This is a genomic window from Nostoc sp. PA-18-2419 (assembly GCF_005869855.1).
Taxonomy (GTDB): Bacteria; Cyanobacteriota; Cyanobacteriia; order Cyanobacteriales; family Nostocaceae; genus Nostoc.
Genome location: NZ_SZNH01000017.1, coordinates 50,834 through 71,155, shown reverse-complemented (window position 1 = coordinate 71,155; position 20,322 = coordinate 50,834). Strand labels below are relative to the sequence as shown.

General features: G+C 41.4%; 21 protein-coding genes and 1 riboswitch. Of the genes, 15 read left to right on the top strand and 6 right to left on the bottom strand.

All coding sequences use genetic code 11. The annotated features are described in order from the left end of the window. Window positions 1–75 precede the first annotated feature (75 nt). The 4 genes from FCR06_RS18295 to FCR06_RS18280 all read left to right on the top strand — a co-directional run bounded on the left by FCR06_RS18295 (window position 76) and on the right by FCR06_RS18280 (window position 2,227). Window positions 76–399 (top strand): HigA family addiction module antitoxin, encoded by a 324-nt coding sequence (locus FCR06_RS18295; RefSeq protein WP_138502180.1) that lies wholly within the window; start codon window positions 76–78, stop codon window positions 397–399. Between the two features lie 200 nt (window positions 400–599). After that, on the top strand, window positions 600–1,793 hold the full coding sequence (locus FCR06_RS18290; protein ID WP_138502178.1) for a toll/interleukin-1 receptor domain-containing protein: 1,194 nt from the start codon (window positions 600–602) through the stop codon (window positions 1,791–1,793). A gap of 8 nt (window positions 1,794–1,801) precedes the next feature. Beyond that, window positions 1,802–1,999 carry a hypothetical protein gene (locus FCR06_RS18285; protein ID WP_138502176.1) on the top strand — a complete coding sequence of 66 codons (198 nt, stop codon included), beginning with the start codon at window positions 1,802–1,804 and terminating at the stop codon, window positions 1,997–1,999. Between the two features lie 9 nt (window positions 2,000–2,008). Continuing rightward, window positions 2,009–2,227 carry a hypothetical protein gene (locus FCR06_RS18280; RefSeq protein ID WP_223280186.1) on the top strand — a complete coding sequence of 73 codons (219 nt, stop codon included), beginning with the start codon at window positions 2,009–2,011 and terminating at the stop codon, window positions 2,225–2,227. On the opposite strand, the gene FCR06_RS32780 is transcribed toward FCR06_RS18280, so the two are convergent. Further along, complete coding sequence (locus tag FCR06_RS32780; RefSeq protein ID WP_189523480.1) at window positions 2,219–2,533, bottom strand: hypothetical protein; 315 nt, start codon at window positions 2,531–2,533, stop codon at window positions 2,219–2,221. The genes FCR06_RS18280 and FCR06_RS32780 overlap by 9 nt on opposite strands. A 170-nt stretch (window positions 2,534–2,703) precedes the next feature. Here FCR06_RS32780 and FCR06_RS18270 point away from each other — a divergent pair, with 170 nt between their 5' ends. The 7 genes from FCR06_RS18270 to FCR06_RS18240 all read left to right on the top strand — a co-directional run bounded on the left by FCR06_RS18270 (window position 2,704) and on the right by FCR06_RS18240 (window position 9,288). Next, the gene (locus tag FCR06_RS18270; RefSeq protein ID WP_138502174.1) at window positions 2,704–2,970 is read left to right on the top strand and encodes a type II toxin-antitoxin system HicA family toxin; all 267 of its coding nucleotides are present in this window, start codon (window positions 2,704–2,706) and stop codon (window positions 2,968–2,970) included. Continuing rightward, a complete protein-coding gene (locus FCR06_RS18265; protein WP_138502172.1) occupies window positions 2,954–3,154 on the top strand; it encodes a type II toxin-antitoxin system HicB family antitoxin in 201 nt (66 codons plus the stop codon). The genes FCR06_RS18270 and FCR06_RS18265 overlap by 17 nt, the downstream gene beginning before the upstream one ends. Before the next feature lie 110 nt (window positions 3,155–3,264). Next, a riboswitch (cobalamin riboswitch) is annotated at window positions 3,265–3,408 on the top strand. Window positions 3,409–3,845: 437 nt separating this feature from the next. Then, window positions 3,846–4,916, top strand: a complete 1,071-nt coding sequence (cobW, locus tag FCR06_RS18260; protein WP_138502170.1) for a cobalamin biosynthesis protein CobW — start codon at window positions 3,846–3,848, stop codon at window positions 4,914–4,916. A 259-nt stretch (window positions 4,917–5,175) separates the two neighbouring features. Continuing rightward, window positions 5,176–6,498 (top strand): Nramp family divalent metal transporter, encoded by a 1,323-nt coding sequence (locus FCR06_RS18255; protein WP_138502168.1) that lies wholly within the window; start codon window positions 5,176–5,178, stop codon window positions 6,496–6,498. Window positions 6,499–6,659: 161 nt separating this feature from the next. Further along, entirely contained in the window at window positions 6,660–7,706 is a 1,047-nt protein-coding gene (locus FCR06_RS18250) for an ABC transporter ATP-binding protein (RefSeq protein WP_138502166.1), read from the top strand. A 351-nt stretch (window positions 7,707–8,057) separates the two neighbouring features. Continuing rightward, on the top strand, window positions 8,058–8,750 hold the full coding sequence (locus FCR06_RS18245) for a type 1 glutamine amidotransferase domain-containing protein (protein ID WP_138502164.1): 693 nt from the start codon (window positions 8,058–8,060) through the stop codon (window positions 8,748–8,750). Window positions 8,751–9,018: 268 nt separating this feature from the next. Further along, window positions 9,019–9,288 (top strand): hypothetical protein, encoded by a 270-nt coding sequence (locus tag FCR06_RS18240; RefSeq protein ID WP_138502162.1) that lies wholly within the window; start codon window positions 9,019–9,021, stop codon window positions 9,286–9,288. Window positions 9,289–9,356: 68 nt separating this feature from the next. Here FCR06_RS18240 and FCR06_RS18235 read toward each other — a convergent pair whose 3' ends face one another. Further along, window positions 9,357–11,810: an ATP-dependent Clp protease ATP-binding subunit gene (locus FCR06_RS18235; protein WP_138502319.1), complete on the bottom strand. Its 2,454-nt coding sequence runs from the start codon at window positions 11,808–11,810 to the stop codon at window positions 9,357–9,359. 313 nt (window positions 11,811–12,123) lie between these two features. Here FCR06_RS18235 and FCR06_RS18230 point away from each other — a divergent pair, with 313 nt between their 5' ends. Then, the gene (locus FCR06_RS18230) at window positions 12,124–12,420 is read left to right on the top strand and encodes a DUF3288 family protein (protein ID WP_138502159.1); all 297 of its coding nucleotides are present in this window, start codon (window positions 12,124–12,126) and stop codon (window positions 12,418–12,420) included. Window positions 12,421–12,506: 86 nt separating this feature from the next. Here the strand turns inward: FCR06_RS18230 and FCR06_RS18225 are convergent, their stop codons facing one another. Then, on the bottom strand, window positions 12,507–13,001 hold the full coding sequence (locus tag FCR06_RS18225) for a pentapeptide repeat-containing protein (RefSeq protein ID WP_138502157.1): 495 nt from the start codon (window positions 12,999–13,001) through the stop codon (window positions 12,507–12,509). A 346-nt stretch (window positions 13,002–13,347) separates the two neighbouring features. On the opposite strand from FCR06_RS18225, the gene gcvT reads away from it, so the two are divergent. The 3 genes from gcvT to gcvP all read left to right on the top strand — a co-directional run bounded on the left by gcvT (window position 13,348) and on the right by gcvP (window position 18,253). Then, window positions 13,348–14,484: a glycine cleavage system aminomethyltransferase GcvT gene (gene gcvT, locus FCR06_RS18220; protein ID WP_138502155.1), complete on the top strand. Its 1,137-nt coding sequence runs from the start codon at window positions 13,348–13,350 to the stop codon at window positions 14,482–14,484. A 202-nt stretch (window positions 14,485–14,686) separates the two neighbouring features. Beyond that, window positions 14,687–15,076, top strand: coding sequence for a glycine cleavage system protein GcvH (gcvH, locus tag FCR06_RS18215; RefSeq protein WP_138502153.1), 390 nt, complete (start codon window positions 14,687–14,689; stop codon window positions 15,074–15,076). 237 nt (window positions 15,077–15,313) lie between these two features. Next, a complete protein-coding gene (gene gcvP / locus FCR06_RS18210) occupies window positions 15,314–18,253 on the top strand; it encodes an aminomethyl-transferring glycine dehydrogenase (RefSeq protein WP_138502151.1) in 2,940 nt (979 codons plus the stop codon). Between the two features lie 16 nt (window positions 18,254–18,269). On the opposite strand, the gene FCR06_RS18205 is transcribed toward gcvP, so the two are convergent. Genes FCR06_RS18205 through FCR06_RS18195 form a run of 3 tightly spaced genes read right to left on the bottom strand, consistent with a single transcriptional unit; the run spans window position 18,270 to window position 20,235 of the window. Then, on the bottom strand, window positions 18,270–19,154 hold the full coding sequence (locus FCR06_RS18205; RefSeq protein WP_138502149.1) for an SDR family oxidoreductase: 885 nt from the start codon (window positions 19,152–19,154) through the stop codon (window positions 18,270–18,272). Window positions 19,155–19,189: 35 nt separating this feature from the next. Continuing rightward, a complete protein-coding gene (locus FCR06_RS18200) occupies window positions 19,190–19,744 on the bottom strand; it encodes a DUF2808 domain-containing protein (RefSeq protein WP_138502147.1) in 555 nt (184 codons plus the stop codon). A gap of 53 nt (window positions 19,745–19,797) precedes the next feature. Then, window positions 19,798–20,235: a DoxX family protein gene (locus FCR06_RS18195; RefSeq protein WP_138502145.1), complete on the bottom strand. Its 438-nt coding sequence runs from the start codon at window positions 20,233–20,235 to the stop codon at window positions 19,798–19,800. Window positions 20,236–20,322 lie beyond the last annotated feature (87 nt).

Here is a 20,322-nt window from a genome sequence, read left to right as displayed (position 1 = left end):
TGTGTTAATATGATATTAATTGGTTAGAAAATGCTAAATAAGGTTAACCAAATTATTAAGTAAGAAGTATTAATTATGGATAATTGGCAAGATATTACTGATGATAGATTAGTAAGACCAATACATCCTGGCGAAATAATTGCAGATATTTTAGATGATTTAGATATTAATACCGCAAATTTTGCAGAAATTTTAGGAGTATCTAATCAAACGATTCAGGAAATTATTAATGGTCAAAGCTCAATTACAGTAGATATAGCAATACGTCTTGGTAAAGCTTTAGGAAATGGCCCAAAACTTTGGCTCAATCTTCAGCAAAAAGTTGAGCTTTGGGATGCTTTGCAAAGCCATAAAGAAGAATATGAGCAAGTCATGACATTAGTTTACAATAAATTGTGAAGAATTATTTTTTGAATAATTGAAATTTATAGGAATTTTCAAGTTAAGGAACCAAATAGTCTTGAGCATGCTGCTTATTACGAAATAAAATGTGATTATCTCGCAAGGATTAAGTTTTTGGTCTGGATGTAGTCAAAAATAGATATCAAATCAAAAGTTTGATATAACTGACGTAACTTTATACTACATCTTCAAATAATATGACAGCAGAATCTAAAAAAGTTTTTATTTCCTATGCTTGGGGTGGTGATAGTGAAGAATTTGTCAATCGATTGGATCAAGCTTTGCAAAAAAAGGGGATTACTATTGTCCGGGATAAACGTGACTTAGGTTACAAAGGACTGATCAAGGAATTTATGAAGTACATTGGTTGCGGCAAATGTGTAGTTGTCGTGATCAGCGATAAATATTTAAAGTCACCCAACTGCATGTTTGAACTTCTAGAGATATCTAAGAACGGACAGTTTTACGATCGCGTTTTTCCAATCACTTTATTAGATGCAAAGATTTATGATCCTGTTGATCGATGTGATTATATTATTCACTGGGACAATCAAATTCAAAGACTAGATTCTAAGCTCAGATTGGTTGCTTCCAGTGCTAATTTGATTAATCTTCAACAGGTAGTAACTCAATATACAGAGTTTAGAGCAACAATTGATATCCTTATTTATATGCTTCAAAATATGAATACATTAACCCCAGATATTCATAACAAGTCAGATTTTGAGGCATTACTTGAAGCAATTGAACACCAGTTATCAGATTCAGTATTATCTCAGCAGGCTTTTTCTTCAGCTGAAACTTCTATTAATTCCTCAAACACCTTGATTGCTGAAACATCAAATATAAATAACGGAATTACAGTTGAGCAATTTGTTAATAATCAAGCTACGCTTGCCGATCAGTTTACTTTCTTTGTTAAGCAGATTGGTGTTGAAAGCCTGAGGCAAGACTATGCTAAATCAAAATTTGAGACTTACTCTAATACCTGGAAAAGCCTGCAAGCGTTGAGATTAGCAGGAAATAAATTATGGGAGCAAGCCAGTGAAGAGAACCTTATTAGATTCGCAGAGCAACTAGACATAACTACACGAGTAGCGTATGAGGGCGGGATTTTCCTAGAGGAATTAGATTATATACCGTTATTTTCAGTATTAGAGATATTTGGTAATTTTAGACTAGGGAAGTGGCGGTTAATTGAATTTAGTTCTAGACAGGATATTGAAAGCGCTATTTCTCATGGTGTTGTTGAGCAGCAGCATATTTCTGAACTAATAAACCAAAATCAAAGTATCAAGAGAAAATATGAGGAGATACTTGACAACATCAGAGTCTCTTTCAGACAAAAACTGTCAGGTCAGCTTAAGAACACTGTGTCTGATGTAGCTTAACAATTTGGTTGAAGTGGCCTACCGAAAGCTGCTGGTGTATATCTGACTTTTCTACAACAGGCGATGTCACTCGACTTGCCCGGAGCTTTCGGAGTCTCCGGCTTTGCGCTACGCGTCTACGCCGTGTCTTTGAGGTTTTCTGTAAAGCGATCGCTCACAATGCCATCATACAATCAGCGATCGCTCTTTTAGCTATCAAAGCATAAAATCAAAGCATGACCATTGATAAAATATATATACTAAAAACGCTTTGGGCTACTGTTCGACAAGGAAAAATACAACTGCTGGAATCAGCGGAATTACCCGAAGGAACAACAGTGTTAGTAACTCTGCTTCCTGATGATGAAGCTGAATTTTGGCTTCAAGCCACTCAAACATCACTCTCATCAGTTTGGGATAACGCTGAGGATGATGTCTATGCCCAACTACTCTAAAAATGACATCATTTTGGTGGGGTTGTGATATGAGCCAGCAGCGGAGTATTTCTGCTTGACAACCTCGCAAAAATAAAAAGCGATCGCATTTGCTATTTCGGCGGCAGCATTTGTTATTTCAGCAAGTGCATTTGCTATTTTGGCGAGCGCATTTGCTATTTCGACGACAGTATTTGCTATTTTGGTGAGCGAATTTGTTATTTTAGCAAGCGCATTTGCTATTTCGACGACAGCATTTGCTATTTTGGCGAGCGCCGTCAGCTTGCTGATTAGGTTTATACTGAAACAACGGACAAATATAAACAAATAAATGAGTAAAAATACAGAAAAACTTTCAATTTTAACTCTTAATTAATTCCATAAAACTGGTGTATTAGGTGACTTTGACAAAAAGTTTATATATTACTATAGAAACTAAGACATCAAAATTTTTCAAAAATATGAGACTATAGAAATATTCAGACAGTCAAAAAAACGTGAGTCAGCAAGACAAAATCTTAGGAAAAATCCTCTCTGGGACTTCTGATACAGACATCCCTTTTGCTCAATTGTGGCAACTCTTATACAAACTAGGCTTTAATGAACGGATTCGTGGCGATCATCGTATTTTTGTCAAAGATGGTGTTGAGGAAATATTAAACCTGCAACACAAAAGAGGAAAAGCTAAAAGCTATCAAGTTAAACAAGTTCGATTAATAATTCTTAAGTATCAGCTAGGAAGTAAAAATGACCTTTCGCTATGAAATTATTCTCTACTGGAGTAGGGAAAATCAAGCTTTTATTGCCGAAGTCCCAGAATTACCAGGCTGTGCTGCTGATGGCGAGACTTATCAAGAAGCTTTGCATAATGTAGAAATAGTGATGCAGGAGTGGATAGAAACGGCTAAGGATTTAAGCCGTTCAATTCCTGAACCTAAACCACGTTAGATGTTGGAGACTGAAAAAATATTTGTAAAGAATGAAACCTGTACCCCTAAAGAACGAATCCTGTATCCGAGCAACCATTGATTTCTACGCAAGCAGATCACAGTTGTGTTAATATTCAAAGGAATCTCGGTTCTAGTGGGGAACAGCTACTAGAGGAAACGGGGAAAGTCCGGTGTGAATCCGGCGCTGTCCCGCAGCTGTAATCAAGCTTTGCCTTGTGAGTCAGAATGCCCGCCGAAGTTGACTTGTAAATTTTGTACGTCTGCGAGGCACAGATTAAATATTTTTATGAATATTTTAACAATTACTAAGCTTTACATTCTCATAGCTACATATATTAAAACGCTACAGATTACGGCTTTTTATGAGATGGTAAATGGTTTATCCTGGGGACAAATTACGTTTGCTGACCCTAATTTTCTTTGAAAGAACTATTTACAAAAAAGATGGATCCGCTTATTTGTCTGGGAACATCCCAGCTTTTATTTTTCCATGAGACAATAACTATCATTGCTAAAAGAAATGACGAAGCAATTGTATGGACTCGCTGCTCGTTGGAAGATTTTATAATTACCTTCCACATCCTTACAAATTAGTAAAGAGATGAAATTTGAGTTTTTACTGTGTCATATCTGCGGTTATAACTTCTTTCTTGTCATCGCAAAATTAATTAACAAACAACATACTTTATATGCATAAAATTCCCGTCACAGTGATTACAGGATTTCTAGGTGCAGGCAAAACGACATTAATTCGCCATTTACTGCAAAACAATGAGGGACGACGCATTGCTGTTTTGGTAAATGAATTTGGAGAAATCGGAATTGATGGCGAACTTTTACGCGATTGCCAAGTTTGTGATGATGAAGAAGACGCTAACAGTAACATTGTTGAACTCACCAACGGTTGCTTGTGCTGCACGGTGCAAGAGGAATTCTTACCAGCAATGCAAGAATTATTGAAGCGACGCGACAGCCTAGACTGTATGTTGATTGAAACCTCTGGACTAGCACTACCGAAACCATTGGTGCAAGCATTTCGCTGGCCCGAAATTCGCACAGGCGCAACAGTAGACGGCGTAATCACTGTGGTGGACTGTGAAGCTTTGGCAAGCAATCAATATGTAGGCGATTTAGCAGCTTTGTTAGCACAGCGACAAGCCGACTCTAGCATAGAACACGAAACACCAATTGAGGAACTGTTTGAAGATCAGCTGGCTTGTGCTGATTTAGTATTGTTGACTAAAAGCGATCGCGTTGACAAACAAACGCAAGTTAGGGTGCAGGATTGGCTCAAGCAAAACTTATCCCTTGGTGTAAAAGTCATTCCTTGCCAGGATGGTAAAATCAGTAGCGATTTATTACTTGGTTTCAATGCGGCTGTGGAAGATAACTTAGATAGTCGTCCCAGCCATCACGATACTGAAGAAGACCACGAACATGATGATGGCATTAATGCTGTGCAACTACTCCTAGACCAGGCATTTGAGCCGTCTGTCTTAATTAAACGCTTGCAAACATTGGTGCAGCAGCAAGAAATTTATAGAATTAAGGGATTTGTCGCAGTTCCCAATAAAGCCATGCGTATGGTATTACAAGGTGTTGGTAATCGATTTGACTACTTTTATGATCGGACTTGGCAACTCCAAGAACCCCGTCAAACGCGATTAGTGTTGATTGGTCGGGAACTCGATCAAGTTGGCATTGAGTCAGTGGTTTTAGGGGAGGAAGTGAATGCGACCATCCAAGGGACTTCCAATTAAAAAATATTCCATCCCTGCGGGACGCTACGCGAACGCTTTGATTGTCTGTTGTGTTCCCAGAGTGTCTTGCAGATAGTCTTTCTCCGTAGACAACCGATAATTATTCTCATTTTTTTGCTTCATTTTTACCTGCCCTATGATAGGCTGAAAAATGAGAAAATAATGAAAAATTTAGAGAGAAACAACTTTCGACAGTCCCCAAGTCAGCTGCTCAGCTTTTTTGGACTTGGGACAAAAATTATCATAGAGGCAAGCCGTTATGACGGAGACTAAACGCACCCCTTCTCTACCAGAGGTTTATCGTACAATCCGCGTGCCCGAACAAGGTCGTTTCTGGCGCAAAATGATGGCATACGGAGGTCCCGGATATCTGGTGGCGGTGGGTTATATGGACCCTGGTAATTGGGCAACTGACTTAGCTGGCGGTGCCCAATTTGGTTACATGTTACTAAGTGTCATCCTAGTCTCCAATTTGATGGCAATTTTATTGCAGTTCCTTTGTATCAAATTGGCAGTTGCTAGCGGAAGAGATCTCGCTCAAGCCTGTCGAGACTTTTTCAGTCCCCAGGTTAGCTTCTGCTTGTGGATTTTGTGTGAAATTGCCATTGGTGCATGTGACTTAGCAGAACTGGTGGGCAGTGCGATCGCTCTACAATTGTTGTTTGGCATTCCCTTGGCTGTGGGTGTGTGCATTACAGCTTTAGATGTGATGATGGTACTATTTCTACAAAATAAAGGCTTTCGCTACGTTGAAGCTTTGGTGATTACTCTGATGGCGATTGTTGGGGTTTGCTTTGTGACTGAATTATTTGTTGCTCGTCCCGACATTGGCGGTATTGTTCAGGGCTTTATTCCCCAGTCACAAGTGGTACGAAATCCAGAGGCGCTGTACATTGCGATCGGAATTTTAGGGGCAACAGTGATGCCTCATAATCTCTATCTCCACTCTTCGATCGTCCAAACCCGCGATTGGCAAGAAGTCCCTGAAAAAAAGCGAGAAGCGATCACCTTTGCCACAATTGATTCAACTGTGGCGTTGTCGTTTGCTTTATTTATTAACGCTGCAATTTTAATTTTAGCGGCTGCCACGTTCCACTTTTCTGGTCATCGGGATGTCGCAGAAATTCAAGATGCGTACAAATTGCTATCTCCATTACTGGGATTTGGGCCTGCCAGTATTCTATTTGCCTTCGCACTACTAGCATCAGGGCAAAACTCAACCCTTACTRGCACCCTGGCGGGACAGATTGTCATGGAGGGATTTTTACACATCCGTTTGCGTCCCTGGCTACGACGCTTGTTAACTCGTCTAATCGCTATTGTTCCAGCTCTACTAACGATTGTGTTTTTCGGGGAAGGTAGCACCACTAATTTGTTGATTTTCAGTCAAGTGATTCTCAGTTTACAGCTTTCCTTTGCTGTGGTTCCCCTGGTGATGTTTACAAGCGATCGCCGTTTGATGGGAGAGTTCGTCAATCCTCGCTGGCTCAAAATTCTTGCCTATGCCATAGCAACTTTGATTGCCGCATTGAATGCTTGGTTGTTGTTACAGACTTTCTTTGAATGGCTACAACCACGCTGACGAGCCAACTGAGGATTCTGATAGGTTTAACTGGCATCAACAACTTACCACAATATTGAAAGTCTTTTTAACATTTTTCAAACGCAGAGGTGCATAGAGGTGAACACAGAGTAACGCAGAGTGTTTTCAGGGTTAATTTGCTATAAGTTATTATTTTGATAATGAGTTACTCAATTGTGACAACTCACAACTTGACTATTGGTTACAAGACATCTCGGAAAACTTTTCGGTGTGTTGCATCAGATATTTCTGTATCTCTCTTGGCTGGGGAACTTGTTTGTTTACTTGGCCCTAATGGTGCGGGGAAATCTACATTACTGCGATCGCTAGCCGGAATGCAACCGCCCATAGCAGGTGAAGTACGATTCTTAGGCGAAAACATCTATGATTTACAACCGCAAGATTTAGCCAAACGTTTGAGTCTGGTACTTACCGAGAAAGTTGATGTGGGAATGCTATCTGCTTACACCTTGGTGAGTCTGGGACGATATCCTTACACTGACTGGTGGGGAAATTTGACACCCCAAGATGAAGCAGTAGTAGATTCGGCAATCAGATCTGTGGGAGCAGTACATTTAGCACAACGCCAAGTTAGCGAATTAAGTGACGGCGAACGCCAAAAAATCATGATTGCACGTGCTTTGGCTCAGTCGACTATTGTGATGTTACTTGATGAGCCTACAGCATTTCTTGATTTACCGCGACGGGTAGAAATTATGCAATTGTTGCGCCAGTTAGCGCGGGAAACTAATCAAGCAATTCTCCTTTCTACCCATGATTTAAACTTAGCTTTGCGACTTGCTGATAAAGTTTGGCTACTATCGAGTAATGGGATTTTACATATTGGCGCACCGGAAGATTTAGTTTTGAGTGGTGCTTTTGCTAATACTTTCCGCACTGAAGGTGTAGAGTTTGATATTTATTCTGGAGAATTTTCTCTCCATCAACCGCACAAAGGAGAAATTAATGTCATCGGTGAGGGAATTGCAGTAATATGGACTATTCGTGCTTTAGAAAGAGTGGGATTTTTAGTTAATCAACGGGGGAAGTCTTCTGCTTTCATCGACGCTAATCCCTCTAAAATCTCACTTGAGGTAATACAAAATCAAGAAAATATTTTCTGGCAAATTACAAAAAATCAGACTTTAACTATTTATTATTCACTATATGAACTAATTTATGATTTGAATTTGCTACATCAAGATTAATATCTCTTAAAATGTATTAACATGACAAGTGTGAATGCTAGCAACAGTAATAGTTTTACCTCCAGCAAGAACAGCAATAACTACCTTGTCTTCGACACCTAGTACAGCAGAGCGGAAATAAACCAACCATTTTAAATGTCTGAAACCCTTGCAAACAGATAATTACGTTAGCGAGTCCTCTCCCAAAGGGAGACGCCAAGGGCGAACGAGTGTCATTACGAATTACGAATTACGCCTTGCGGTACTAGGCGAACTGCCTCCTGCGATAGTACTTACTTTACATTAGTAAGCAGAAGAACTAATGTATAGCTAAGCACTAACAGTAACTTTAAATTAACCAGGGGTGATATCGTGAGTAAGAAAATACTTGTGGTTTTAACTAGTGTTGAAAAGTATCCGAATATGAATCGGGCTACGGGATTATGGTTTGGAGAAGCTATACATTTTGTTAAAAAAGTTGAGGAAGCTGGCTATGAAGTTGATTATGTAAGTCCACAAGGTGGATATACGCCAATTGACCCCCACAGTTTGGCAATGACAGATTCAAGTGATTGGGAATGGTATCAAAACAAAGAATTTATGAATCGTCTTGGGACTACGCTAAAACCAAGCGAAGTCAAACCAGATGATTACGTTGCGATTTACTATGCTGGCGGTCATGGGGTAGTTTGGGATTTTCCTGAAAACGAAGAATTACAGGCTATCAGCCGAAAAATTTATGAAAATAATGGGTTTGTCTCTTCGGTTTGTCATGGTGCTTTAGGCTTGCTGAATATCAAATTGTCAGATGGAGCGCTACTGGTTAAAGACAAAGAAGTCACTGGTTTTTCAAATGAAGAAGAAAAACTTGCTCACCTAGATGAGTTTGTTCCTTTCTTGACGGAAACTGAATTAATAACGCGAGGAGCTATTTACAAAAGAGCAGATCAACCTTGGGCTTCTTTTGCCATTGAAGATAAGAGGCTGATCACTGGGCAAAATCCAGCATCTAGTGGTGCTGTTGCTGACTTACTGATTGCAGCATTAGGAAACTCCAACAAATAAATTCTCAAAATGAAGGCAGCTATGCAGGAGGCAGACGCCACAGGAGGGAATTCTGACTCCTATATTTTGCCGTGACCAAACCTGATTACTGTGGTCTATTCATTATGAAAACCGCTGTAATAAAACCTTCTGTCTCCTAAACCCGTTTACATTTACTGACTGTTGAGAGCCAGTTGCTACCCGATGGGAACGCTAAGAGCCAACTCTTGGAAAATACGCAAGGCACTGTCTCCTGTCAAAATAATTCGTAGTTACAATCAGTGCGGGCTTGTACCCACCACTGATTGAAGACCACCAAATCTGCATATTTGGTGGGGGCTTGTACCCAAATAATTACGAATTACGTAGCTTGCTTCTCGCCTTTGGTGAGTATTACGAATTAGTAATTATTTGGTCAACCGTTGACTGTGAACAGTGGGATATTTTTTATTTGTCAGTCCCTAAAAAAAAGCCTCTGGTTTTTCTCCCAGAGGTGAAATATATAATACCATTTCACTTGATGTTTGTCGCAGATACCCCTGTTTCTGCCTCTGCCTAAGCAAGAGGCTAGAGTGTTGCTAAAATATTACAGCAAAAAGTGATTAGGTATAAATATTAGCTGATATATTAGCCAACATTTGCTAATAGCAACTCTCGTTTTGCTGATTTTTGGACTTTTACTTGAGAGTCATCATCAACATCAACGATCGCAGTATCTCCATCTGTAATTTCACTAGATAACAGGGCTTCGGCAAGAGAATCTTCCAAAAGGCGCATAATTGCTCGGCGTAAAGGTCTAGCGCCATAGCTGGGGTTATAGCCTTCTTGTACTACGCGTTCTTTGAAGCGATCGCTAACTTCTAAGGTAATTCCTTTTTCCGTTAAGCGACTAGAAACCTCACGAAGCATAATTTCGGCGATTTGCTTAACTTCATCCCTAGAAAGCTGGGTGAAGACAATAATTTCATCAAGACGGTTGAGAAACTCAGGACGGAAGTAAGCTTTGAGTTCTTCATTTACCAGGTTGCGAATTCGGTTGTAACTAGCGTCAGCTTGAGTATCAAAATCAAAGCCTAAACCACTACCACCTTTTTCAATCACCTTGGAACCGATGTTAGAAGTCAAAATGATCAGCGTATTCTTGAAGTCCACTTTCCGACCTTTAGCGTCAGTCAGTTGACCGTCATCCAAGATTTGCAAGAGCATATTGAAGACATCGGGGTGCGCTTTTTCAATTTCGTCAAAAAGCAGCACTGTGTATGGTTTACGTCGAACTAGTTCGGTTAACTGTCCACCTTCGTCGTATCCAACATAACCAGGAGGCGAACCAATTAATTTGGATACGGTGTGGCTTTCCATATATTCGGACATATCTAAGCGAATCATCGCTTCTTCCGAACCAAAGAAATATGCAGCCAACGCCTTGGCTAATTCTGTTTTACCAACACCAGTGGGACCAGAAAAGATAAAGCTAGCGATGGGACGATTGGGATTTTTTAAGCCGACGCGGGCGCGGCGAATGGCGCGAGATACAGCTGTAACTGCTTGCTCTTGACCGATAAGCCGCTGGTGTAGAGTGTCTTCCAGGTGCAGAAGTAACTCTGACTCAGATTCAGTCAGCTTGTTAACTGGTACACCAGTCCAAGAAGCCACGATTTGGGCGATGTCTTCTTCGTCAACTACAGCAACATTGACATTTTTATCATTTTGTGCATATGTAGCTTGTAATTGGTTTGTGAGTTCCAATTCTTGGTCGCGGAGTTGTCCGGCTTTATCAAAATCCTGGACTTTAACTGCTGCTTCTTTGGCTTTGGTGACGCTGGTGAGTTCGCGTTTGAGTTCTTTATTGGTAGAACTTTGAGAGTTCCGCAAGCGAACGCGAGAGCCAGCTTCATCAATCAAGTCTATTGCTTTATCTGGCAAAAAGCGATCGCTAATATAGCGGTCTGACAACTTGGCTGCTGCAACCACTGCGGTGTCAGAAATTGTGACTTTATGGTGCTGTTCGTAAGCGCCGCGCAAGCCGTAAAGAATTTGTATAGTTTCCTCTACCGATGGTTCGCCGACCATAATCGGTTGGAAACGACGCTCTAAGGCGGCATCGCGTTCGATATGCTTACGATATTCATCGAGGGTAGTTGCGCCGATGCACTGGAGTTCACCGCGTGCTAAAGCGGGTTTGAGGATGTTGGCTGCATCCAAACCGCCTTCTGTACCACCTGCACCGACTAGGGTGTGAATTTCGTCAATCACCAAGATGATATTGCCCACAGAACGGACTTCTTCAACAACTTTTTTAATCCGTTCTTCAAAATCCCCACGGAAGCGAGTTCCAGCCACCAATAACCCCATATCGAGGCTGATGACTTGCTTATCTTGTAACGATTCGGGGACATCTTGATTAATAATACGTTGAGCTAAACCTTCAGCGATCGCAGTTTTACCAACCCCAGGTTCTCCAATCAACACTGGGTTATTCTTAGTGCGGCGACCGAGAATTTGAATAGCACGCTCAATTTCATTTTGACGACCAACCATCGGGTCGAGTTGACCTGTTTGTGCTAATTTAGTTAGATTTCTGCCAAACTCTTCCATATTGAGCGTTTGGGTGCGCTTTTGATTCCCAGCACCAGCGTAAGCTGGCGCATTTTCACCCAAACGACGAGTAATCGCACTGCGGACAGTCTTAAAATCAACCCCTAAATTTTGCAACACTTTGGCGGCCACACCTTCGCCCGCCTCGGTCAATCCTAAGAGTAAGTGTTCGGTGTTAATGTAATTCTGTCCCAAACTATGAGCTTCTTTAAACGATTGCTCGAAGAGGCTTTTCACTTTAGGAGTAAAAGGAATTTCTGGTGGTACAAAACCAGAACCCCTACCAATAATTTTTTCTACCTCACGACGTGCGTCTTTGAGGGTAACGCCTAATTCGGCCAGCACTTTAGCAGCAACCCCAGTTCCTTCTCCCATCAAACCCAGGAGAATTTGTTCAGTTCCTACGAAATTGTGTCCCAGGCGACGTGCTTCCTCCTGAGCTAGCATAATTACTCTAATGGCTTCGGAAGTGAAGTGTTCAAACATAGCGGGTTCTTGCTCCCTTGCTGCTTCGACTTTGGGTGAAATAAAATTCACCCTCATCTAAAGATTTTTGTATTTTCTTAAGGACTAATGTAACTTTATTTAAATTTGACTGGCAGTGGTGAGAGCCGTAAGACCTCAGGTGTAGTTGCCGTCTGGGGAGTACTGAGGGGAGATTGGGAGATTGGGACACAAGAGGACAAGGAGATATAATTATCAACCCCTCAGTCTCCAGTCCCCAGTCTCCAATCCTTAGTCCCCTTTGTTCAGTTAAACTAAAAACTTAGGATTCAGCACTCAATATTCAGGACTGACAATGAGTCAAGCAACGGGCGGTAAAGATCAACAGCACCCTCTTTATAACCGCGATCGCCCCCTTATTGATATTTTACTCGCTCAACAAGCAACAGACTATAACTTGGCAGAATTAGCTAGATTGCGAATTCGTTATCAAGGCTTTCCAGGGGCGAGAGACATTCAAAAAGATTTAGATAAAGTTTTGCAACAGTGGGGTTTGACGGAAGCACAGCTTTTTGAGAAAACTCGCCAACTGCACGACTTGGGCGGTATTTATAAAAGTCGCGGCAAGAAAGAGGAACAGGATTGGAATTAGGGACTGGAGACTGAGCATTGTTATTCTCTTGTGTTTCCCTGCCCCTTGCTCCCTGCCCTCTGCTTCCTGCCTTCTTTTATAAAATTCTATTTACATCCTAAAGAATTACGGCTATCCACACCTGTTTTAGAATTAACACCACTTGCCTTGGTACACAGTTTTTTCACTTGTGTTTTATCTAAAACTGCATTTGTGAAATCAGCACCAGTAATATCAACATTCTCAAAAGTAGAACGCAGCATCATTGCCTCGCTTAAGACTGCATCGCTCAAATCAGTGTTCTTAAATCTTGCTAGATAGGCTATGCCATTAGTAAAATCTGCACCATGCAGATTCACTCCCTCTAAGACAGTGCCGTTAAACACGACGCCGCGTAAGTCGGCGTTGCTAAAGTTAGCATTTTCTAAATCGACATTGGTAAACTCAGTACCAACTAAACTTTGACCAGAGTAATCCTTAGCCTGAAGATTGTCTCCAGCAGAACGGGTAATACTGGAAGAACTTGCAGCTTGGGCTGAGAGCGGAAAAACAAAAAGAACTATAGCTAAGACAAAGCTAGCTAGTATTTGCCGATACTTCATAATGTTAAATTAACAAATCTCAACATTTTTCACTATTAACTATTAAACCTTAATAAAGAGTGTTGATTGTTGAGTGTTGACCAAGCCCCGTTGGGGCTATTTATGGGGTGTGGGGTGTCTGACTTTTCAGGTTATGTAGATTCATGAGGGAGGGTGTCGGATGTAGTAAGACTTTCTTCTTTTCCCAACACCCAACACCCAACACCCTATTGCTGAGCGAGGAGTTATTATTTACCCCTGTGCCTGTTTTTGATTCTCCATTCAAAATCTCAAATCGTATATTCTGTTAAATAAGAAAGCATCTCGTAGGATAGAGAGATGTTGAGGTGCGATCACATAAATACCTGTGGCTAATCAAGAAGACAACGCCCAATCCTTGGCGCGAACTATTTTATATCAATTGGGTGTAGAACTCAAAGCACGCTTTACCAGCTTTGGTGGTTGGGAAATGCCAGTCCAATATAGTGGCATTAGCCGCGAACACGAAGCTGTAAGAAATACAGCCGGCATGTTCGATATTTCCCACATGGGCAAATTTACTCTCCAAGGTAAAAATCTGATATCCCAACTCCAGTTTTTAGTACCTTCAGACTTGAGTAGATTGCAACCTGGTCAAGCACAATACACGGTGTTGTTAAATCCCCAAGGGGGAATTATTGACGATATCATTGTTTATTACCAAGGTGAAGATGCCATTGGTATACAAAAGGCGTTTATTATAGTCAATGCATCAACTACTGCTAAAGACAAAGTATGGTTATTGCAATACCTTGACCAAAATCAATTGCAGTTCCAAGACCTTTCACTAGAAAAAGCCTTAATAGCTGTGCAAGGGCCAAAAGCTATTAAATATCTCCAACCTTTAGTACAACAAGACTTACAACCAATCAAAGCATTCGGTCATCTCCAAGCAACGGTACTCGGTAAACCAGCCTTCATCGCCCGCACAGGTTACACCGGAGAAGATGGCTTTGAAGTGATGGTAGATCATGATGTGGCAGTAAAATTGTGGCAAAGTCTCCATGATGCTGGCGTCATTTCCTGTGGACTCGGTGCAAGAGATACTCTGCGCTTAGAAGCAGCAATGGCACTTTACGGACAAGACATCGACGACACCACTACACCCTTAGAAGCAGGTTTGGGCTGGCTAGTTCACCTAGATACCACAGGCGATTTTATTGGTCGGGCAGTTTTAGAACAGCAAAAAGCTGTGGGAGTGCGGCGGCGTTTGGTAGGTTTACAAACCCAAGGACGCAATATTGCTCGTCATGGCTACCAAATTCTCTCAGCAGGTAAAGTAGTGGGAGAAGTCACCAGTGGTACTTTGTCTCCCACAGTTGGTTATCCCATTGCTTTAGCCTACGTTCCCACACAGTTAGCAACTGTTGGTCAGCAATTAGAAGTTGAGATTCGTGGCAAAGCTTACCCAGCAGTTGTAGTTAAACGTCCCTTCTATCGCTCAAAAAATCGTATCACTAACTGATAAGTGCTGAGGTTTTTAAGGAATAATGTGTTTTCAGTGGTGCCCAGTTCTGAGTACCAACTCAAGAAGTGAAATTTTATTTTTTCACTCATTGCTCAGCATCGGTTCTGTGAGTTACTCAATCTATAGTAAGGTTCATTACCAAATATGGCTTGGATGACTGTTAAGGCAATAAATTGTTTGATAAGGGAGAGGAAGTGATATGTCTTTTGAATATCCTCAAGATTTTAGATATCTGGATTCTCATGAATACGTGCGACTAGATGGCGAAATTGCCACCATTGGTATTACTGAGTTTGCTGTAGACCAATTGGGTGATATCGTGTTTTTGGAACTGCCAGAAATTGGTGATTTAGTGACAAAGGGAGATAGATTTGGCACTATTGAATCAGTGAAAGCCGTTGAAGAGTTAAATTCACCTGTGACTGGCACAGTCGTAGAACGCAATGATGTTTTGATTGACGAGCCGGAACAAATATCAGATGACCCTTATGGAGAAGGATGGTTTTTAAAAGTACGTATCAATGATGCTGATGAAGTAAATGATGCCTTGACTGCCGATGAATACCGCGCTCAGGTAGAAGGGGAGTAGGGACTGGGGAATGGGGCTGGAAGTGTTGAGTGTTGACTGAGGAGTTAGGAGCAATTATTCTCTCTTTTACTCCTTTGCCCCTATGCCCCTTTACTATCGCGCCCCTATCCTCTTCCTCACTCCCCAGCAAGCCCTAAGTTATGAAATTTAGATAATTTAAATAAATTGATAAATTACACTCACCTCTCATCAGTATTTGTTGCAAAATATTAAATAGTACCATTTGGAGACTAATTTGTGGTATCACATCTCCCTATTCTCAAGTCTAGCGATCGCCATCAGCTAGACCAATCGAGTGAAAAGTTAAGTAATTTTGCACCAAGACACATTGGCCCTAACTTTGATGACATCCAGCAAATGCTCGAAGTCTTAGGGTTTTCTAGCTTAGATGCCCTGATTGAGCAAACAGTACCGAAGACAATTCGGCTCAAGCAACCACTAAAGTTACCAGCAGCAGAAAGTGAATACGCAGCACTAACATTATTAAAAAAAGTTGCTGCCAAAAATCAAGTTTTCCGCTCATATATTGGTATGGGATATTACGACAGTATTACCCCTCCAGTCATTGGACGTAATATCCTAGAAAACCCTGGTTGGTATACTGCTTACACTCCTTATCAGCCAGAAATTGCCCAAGGACGATTAGAAGCACTACTGAATTTCCAAACCATGATTATCGACCTCACAGGTTTGGAAATTGCCAATGCTTCGTTACTGGATGAAGCTACAGCCGCCGCAGAAGCGATGAGCCTCAGCTATGGCGTTTCTAAAAATAAGGCAAATAGCTATTTTGTTTCTTGTGATTGCCATCTGCAAACCATTGATGTATTGCAGACTCGCGCTAAACCGTTAGGCATTAACATTATTATTGGCGATAGTCAAACATTTGATTTCGAGGAACCAATTTTTGGTGCTGTTCTGCAATACCCAGCAAGTGATGGCACGATTTACGATTACCGCGCTTTTATTGAGAAAGCCCATGCTCAGGGTGCATTGGTGACGGTAGCAGCAGATCCCTTAAGTTTAACTTTACTCACCCCTCCTGGGGAATTTGGTGCTGACATTGCTGTAGGCAGTACCCAACGCTTCGGTATTCCCTTGGGGTTTGGGGGACCTCATGCGGCATACTTTGCAACCAAACAAGAGCATAAGCGGTTAGTTCCAGGGCGAATTATTGGAGTATCAAAAGATGCTCAAGGGAAGCCTGCATTGCGTCTGGCCTTACAAACCCGCGAGCAACATATCCGCCGCGAAAAAGCTACTAGTAATATCTGCACTGCACAGGTGTTACTGGCGGTGATGGCGAGTATGTACGCCGTTTATCATGGCCCAGAGGGACTGAAGAAGATTGCCGAAAGGATACATGAGAAAACTTCAATTTTGGCAGAGTGGTTACAGCGACTAGGTTATAACATCAGTTCCAAATTATTCTTTGATACACTGCGGGTAGAGTTGGGAACCAAACCCCTGCAAGAAATTCTAGAAACTGCTCAAGCCTATCAAATTAACTTGCGTATTTTTGATAATTCTACTGTAGGTATTTCGTTGGACGAAACAACTACATTTGAAGATGTTAAAGATATATGCCGGATTTTTGCAGGTACAGATGAGCTAGATGAGCTGCCATTTGTTTTGAATATCCAGGAGATGGATTGGATAATCCAACAATCGCGCTTAAAAGAGAAACCCTTCAGCCGCCAAAGTACCTATCTGACTCATCAAGTTTTTAACCGTTATCATTCAGAAACAGAGTTATTGCGCTATCTCCACAAGCTAGAAACCAAAGATTTATCGCTAACTACATCGATGATTCCCTTGGGTTCTTGCACAATGAAGTTGAATGCAACTGCTGAGATGATTCCAGTATCTTGGGAAGAATTTAGCAAGATTCATCCTTTTGCCCCAGCGTCGCAAACTCAAGGTTATCAAATCCTATTTGGGCAACTTGAAGCATGGTTAGCTGAAATTACTGGTTTTGCGGGAATTTCTCTACAACCAAATGCGGGTTCTCAAGGTGAATACGCTGGACTTTTAGTAATTCGTCAATATCACGAAAGTCGCAAAGAAGGACACCGCAACGTCTGTTTGATTCCTACCTCAGCGCATGGGACAAACCCAGCAAGTGCGGTAATGTGTGGCATGAAGGTAGTAGCAGTTGCCTGTGATTCCCAAGGTAACATTGATGTTGATGACTTAAAAGCGAAGGCAGAAAAACATAAGCTAGAACTCGCCGCCTTAATGGTGACATATCCCTCGACTCATGGTGTTTTTGAGGAGGCAATTCAGGAAATCTGTGCAGTTGTTCATGCCCACGGTGGACAAGTTTACATGGATGGGGCAAATATGAATGCCCAAGTAGGAATTTGCCGTCCTGGGGATATTGGTGCGGATGTCTGTCACTTAAACTTGCACAAAACTTTCTGTATTCCTCACGGGGGTGGCGGCCCTGGTATGGGGCCTATTGGCGTTGCTTCTCATCTTGTACCGTTTTTACCCGGACATCCTGTTGTCACTATCGACAAGTCAGCTGGGAAATCTCATCTTGGTGCGGTGGCGGCTGCACCTTGGGGTAGTGCGAGTATTTTAGTGATTTCTTGGATGTACATTGCGATGATGGGTACAGCTGGTTTAACCCAAGCAACGAAAGTGGCAATTCTCAATGCTAACTACATCGCCAAGAGACTTGAATCTTACTATCCAGTTTTATATCAAGGGAAAAATGGTTTAGTTGCCCATGAATGTATTTTAGATTTGCGATCGCTCAAAAAATCTGCGGCGATCGAAATCGATGATGTTGCTAAGCGTTTGATGGATTATGGCTTCCACGCGCCGACTGTCTCCTGGCCTGTGGGGGGTACAATCATGGTGGAACCAACAGAAAGCGAATCAAAACAAGAATTAGATCGTTTCTGTGATGCGTTGATTGCTATTCGTCAAGAAATTGCCGAAATCGAATCAGGCAAGGTGGATGTCCAAGATAATCTTTTGAAGAACGCACCTCATACTGCTGAAAGTTTGATTAGTGGAGAATGGCATCATCCTTATTCTCGCGAACAAGCTGCCTACCCTGCCCCCTGGACTCGCGAATATAAATTCTGGCCTGCTGTTGGTCGTATTGATGCAGCCTTTGGTGACAGGAATTTTGTTTGCTCTTGTCTGCCAATGGATGCTTATTAAGTAGTAAGTGATAGAGTTAGGAATTAAAACTCCTAACTCTTAACTCTTCTAATTCTTCTTTAAGAGATAAAGGCTGATACCCCAATGCAAATGCTTTAGAACTATCTAAAGAAACATCGGCTGGTCTGGGTGCTGGCATTTTCACATCTTGTTGTCGGCAGGCTTTGATTCCAGTAAGTGGTAGTTGAAATACCTCAGCTAATAACCGACCAAAATCATAGCGTGACATCCGCTCTTTTCCACCCAAGTGAATAATTCCGCTAACTTTTTCTAACGCTAATAATAATCCTTTTGCCGCAGTTGTTCCACTTACTGGGCTGCGAAATTCATCAATAAATAAATTTAGTTCTTTTCCGTCTTTTAAAGTTTGAATAAATGGTTGAATAAAACTTTTTGCTGTGGCTGTTGCTGCACCAAACATTAAAGGCATTCGGCATACTGTGGTCATGGGATATCGCTCTAGCATACCTGCTTCAGCTAAAGCTTTTTGCTCGCCATAAATGTTTACAGGGCAGACAGAATCAGTTTCGTAATAAGGAGCATTTAAACCATCGAAAACCAAATCGGTTGAAGTAAAAACACAAGGAATAGAATTATCCGCGCAAAGTCCAGCAATATTGGACGATGCTGTGACATTAATTGCGTGGGATTCTTCAGGGTGAGTTTGACAAAAGTTCGGTTGTGAGTGTGCAGCTGTATGAATAACTGCTGCTGGTTTGATAGTACTAAATATACGGTACAATTCTTGAAAGTCTGTTAAATTAACTTTTAATATTTTAACACCAGGAATCTCTATAGGATGGGATAAATAAGTACCATAAATTTCCCATTCTTGTTTTGCAAGCTGGCAAAGATGCCATCCTAAGAAACCACTGACTCCAGTGATTAATAATCTTTTCATGTTCCATTGAATTAAAGTAATGTTATCGATGGGAACTACCAAAATCTGCTGCTTTGGAACTGAAACCGCCCAAATCCAAGAAATTGACCGTGGGATTTCTCACCAACTGGAAATGCTGTAACACCAAATAAGTAAACACCAGAAAAACTGGGGTTACTTACAGGGCGGAGGGCAATTGTAACCGTTTGTCCTGGAGTCACAGGTGGGTCAAAATTCACAGTAATGGTGCGTGTTTTGCGTTCTCTGGTGACTGGGCCTAGTGTTAATTTTGCTCCTTTGTGATCGCGTGTTCCCACAAATGCACGGGTATCATCAAGATGGTACCGGATATTCTCTGATCCTTCATGTTGAGCGATCGCTACCTTCCCAAGAGATTCTCCAGCATTTTCCGGCACATTAATAGTAAAATAGTAAGTCCCGCCCGGAAAATTTACATCTTTGTAAATAGTTACCGCCTCAACCAGTTTCGGTGGTTGGACAAAATAGACTATACCATCTCTGAGTTGCACTGCTTGAGTCACTGGAACAGCAACTTCCCCAATACCAATTGCTAAAGTAAGTGTTATGCCAAACAAAGTTGCAACGCGCATGTTCTGATAAATTACCTAAATAAACAAAAGTGTTAATTAAGTAAAAAAACACTTCATTTTAATTCTAATTCTTTAGGAATGAGTGACTTAGGAATTAGAGAAGCTTGTTTTTCCCAATCAGAAGGTTTCGTGTACCACCAAGCCCAAGCAATTAAAACTGCTTGAAAAGGAAGTCTGACTACCTGTACCCAAGGTGAATCTGGTATATGTTCTAGCTTAATATGATTAACCGCCATATTAATATTGGCAGGGAAAACCGCAATAAAAAGAGCAATAAGTCCCCAAGCAGCAGCTTGACTTACAGGCGGGACTAATAACCCAATACCACCCAAAATTTCATAAAAACCACTCAGATAAACTAATCCTAAAGGGTAAGGAAGTTGTGGTGGCATAATTTTCACATACGGTTCTGGAGTCAGAAAGTGTGTCACTCCAACCACAATAATCGATATAGCAAGGATGACACGTAACAGTTCCTTATGCTTACTCATGAATTTTGCCTCATTATATACTTACTTCTATAATTTCAGTTTGACCGACAAATGCTCAATCAGCCTTGAGTCCATAGGATGAAAATA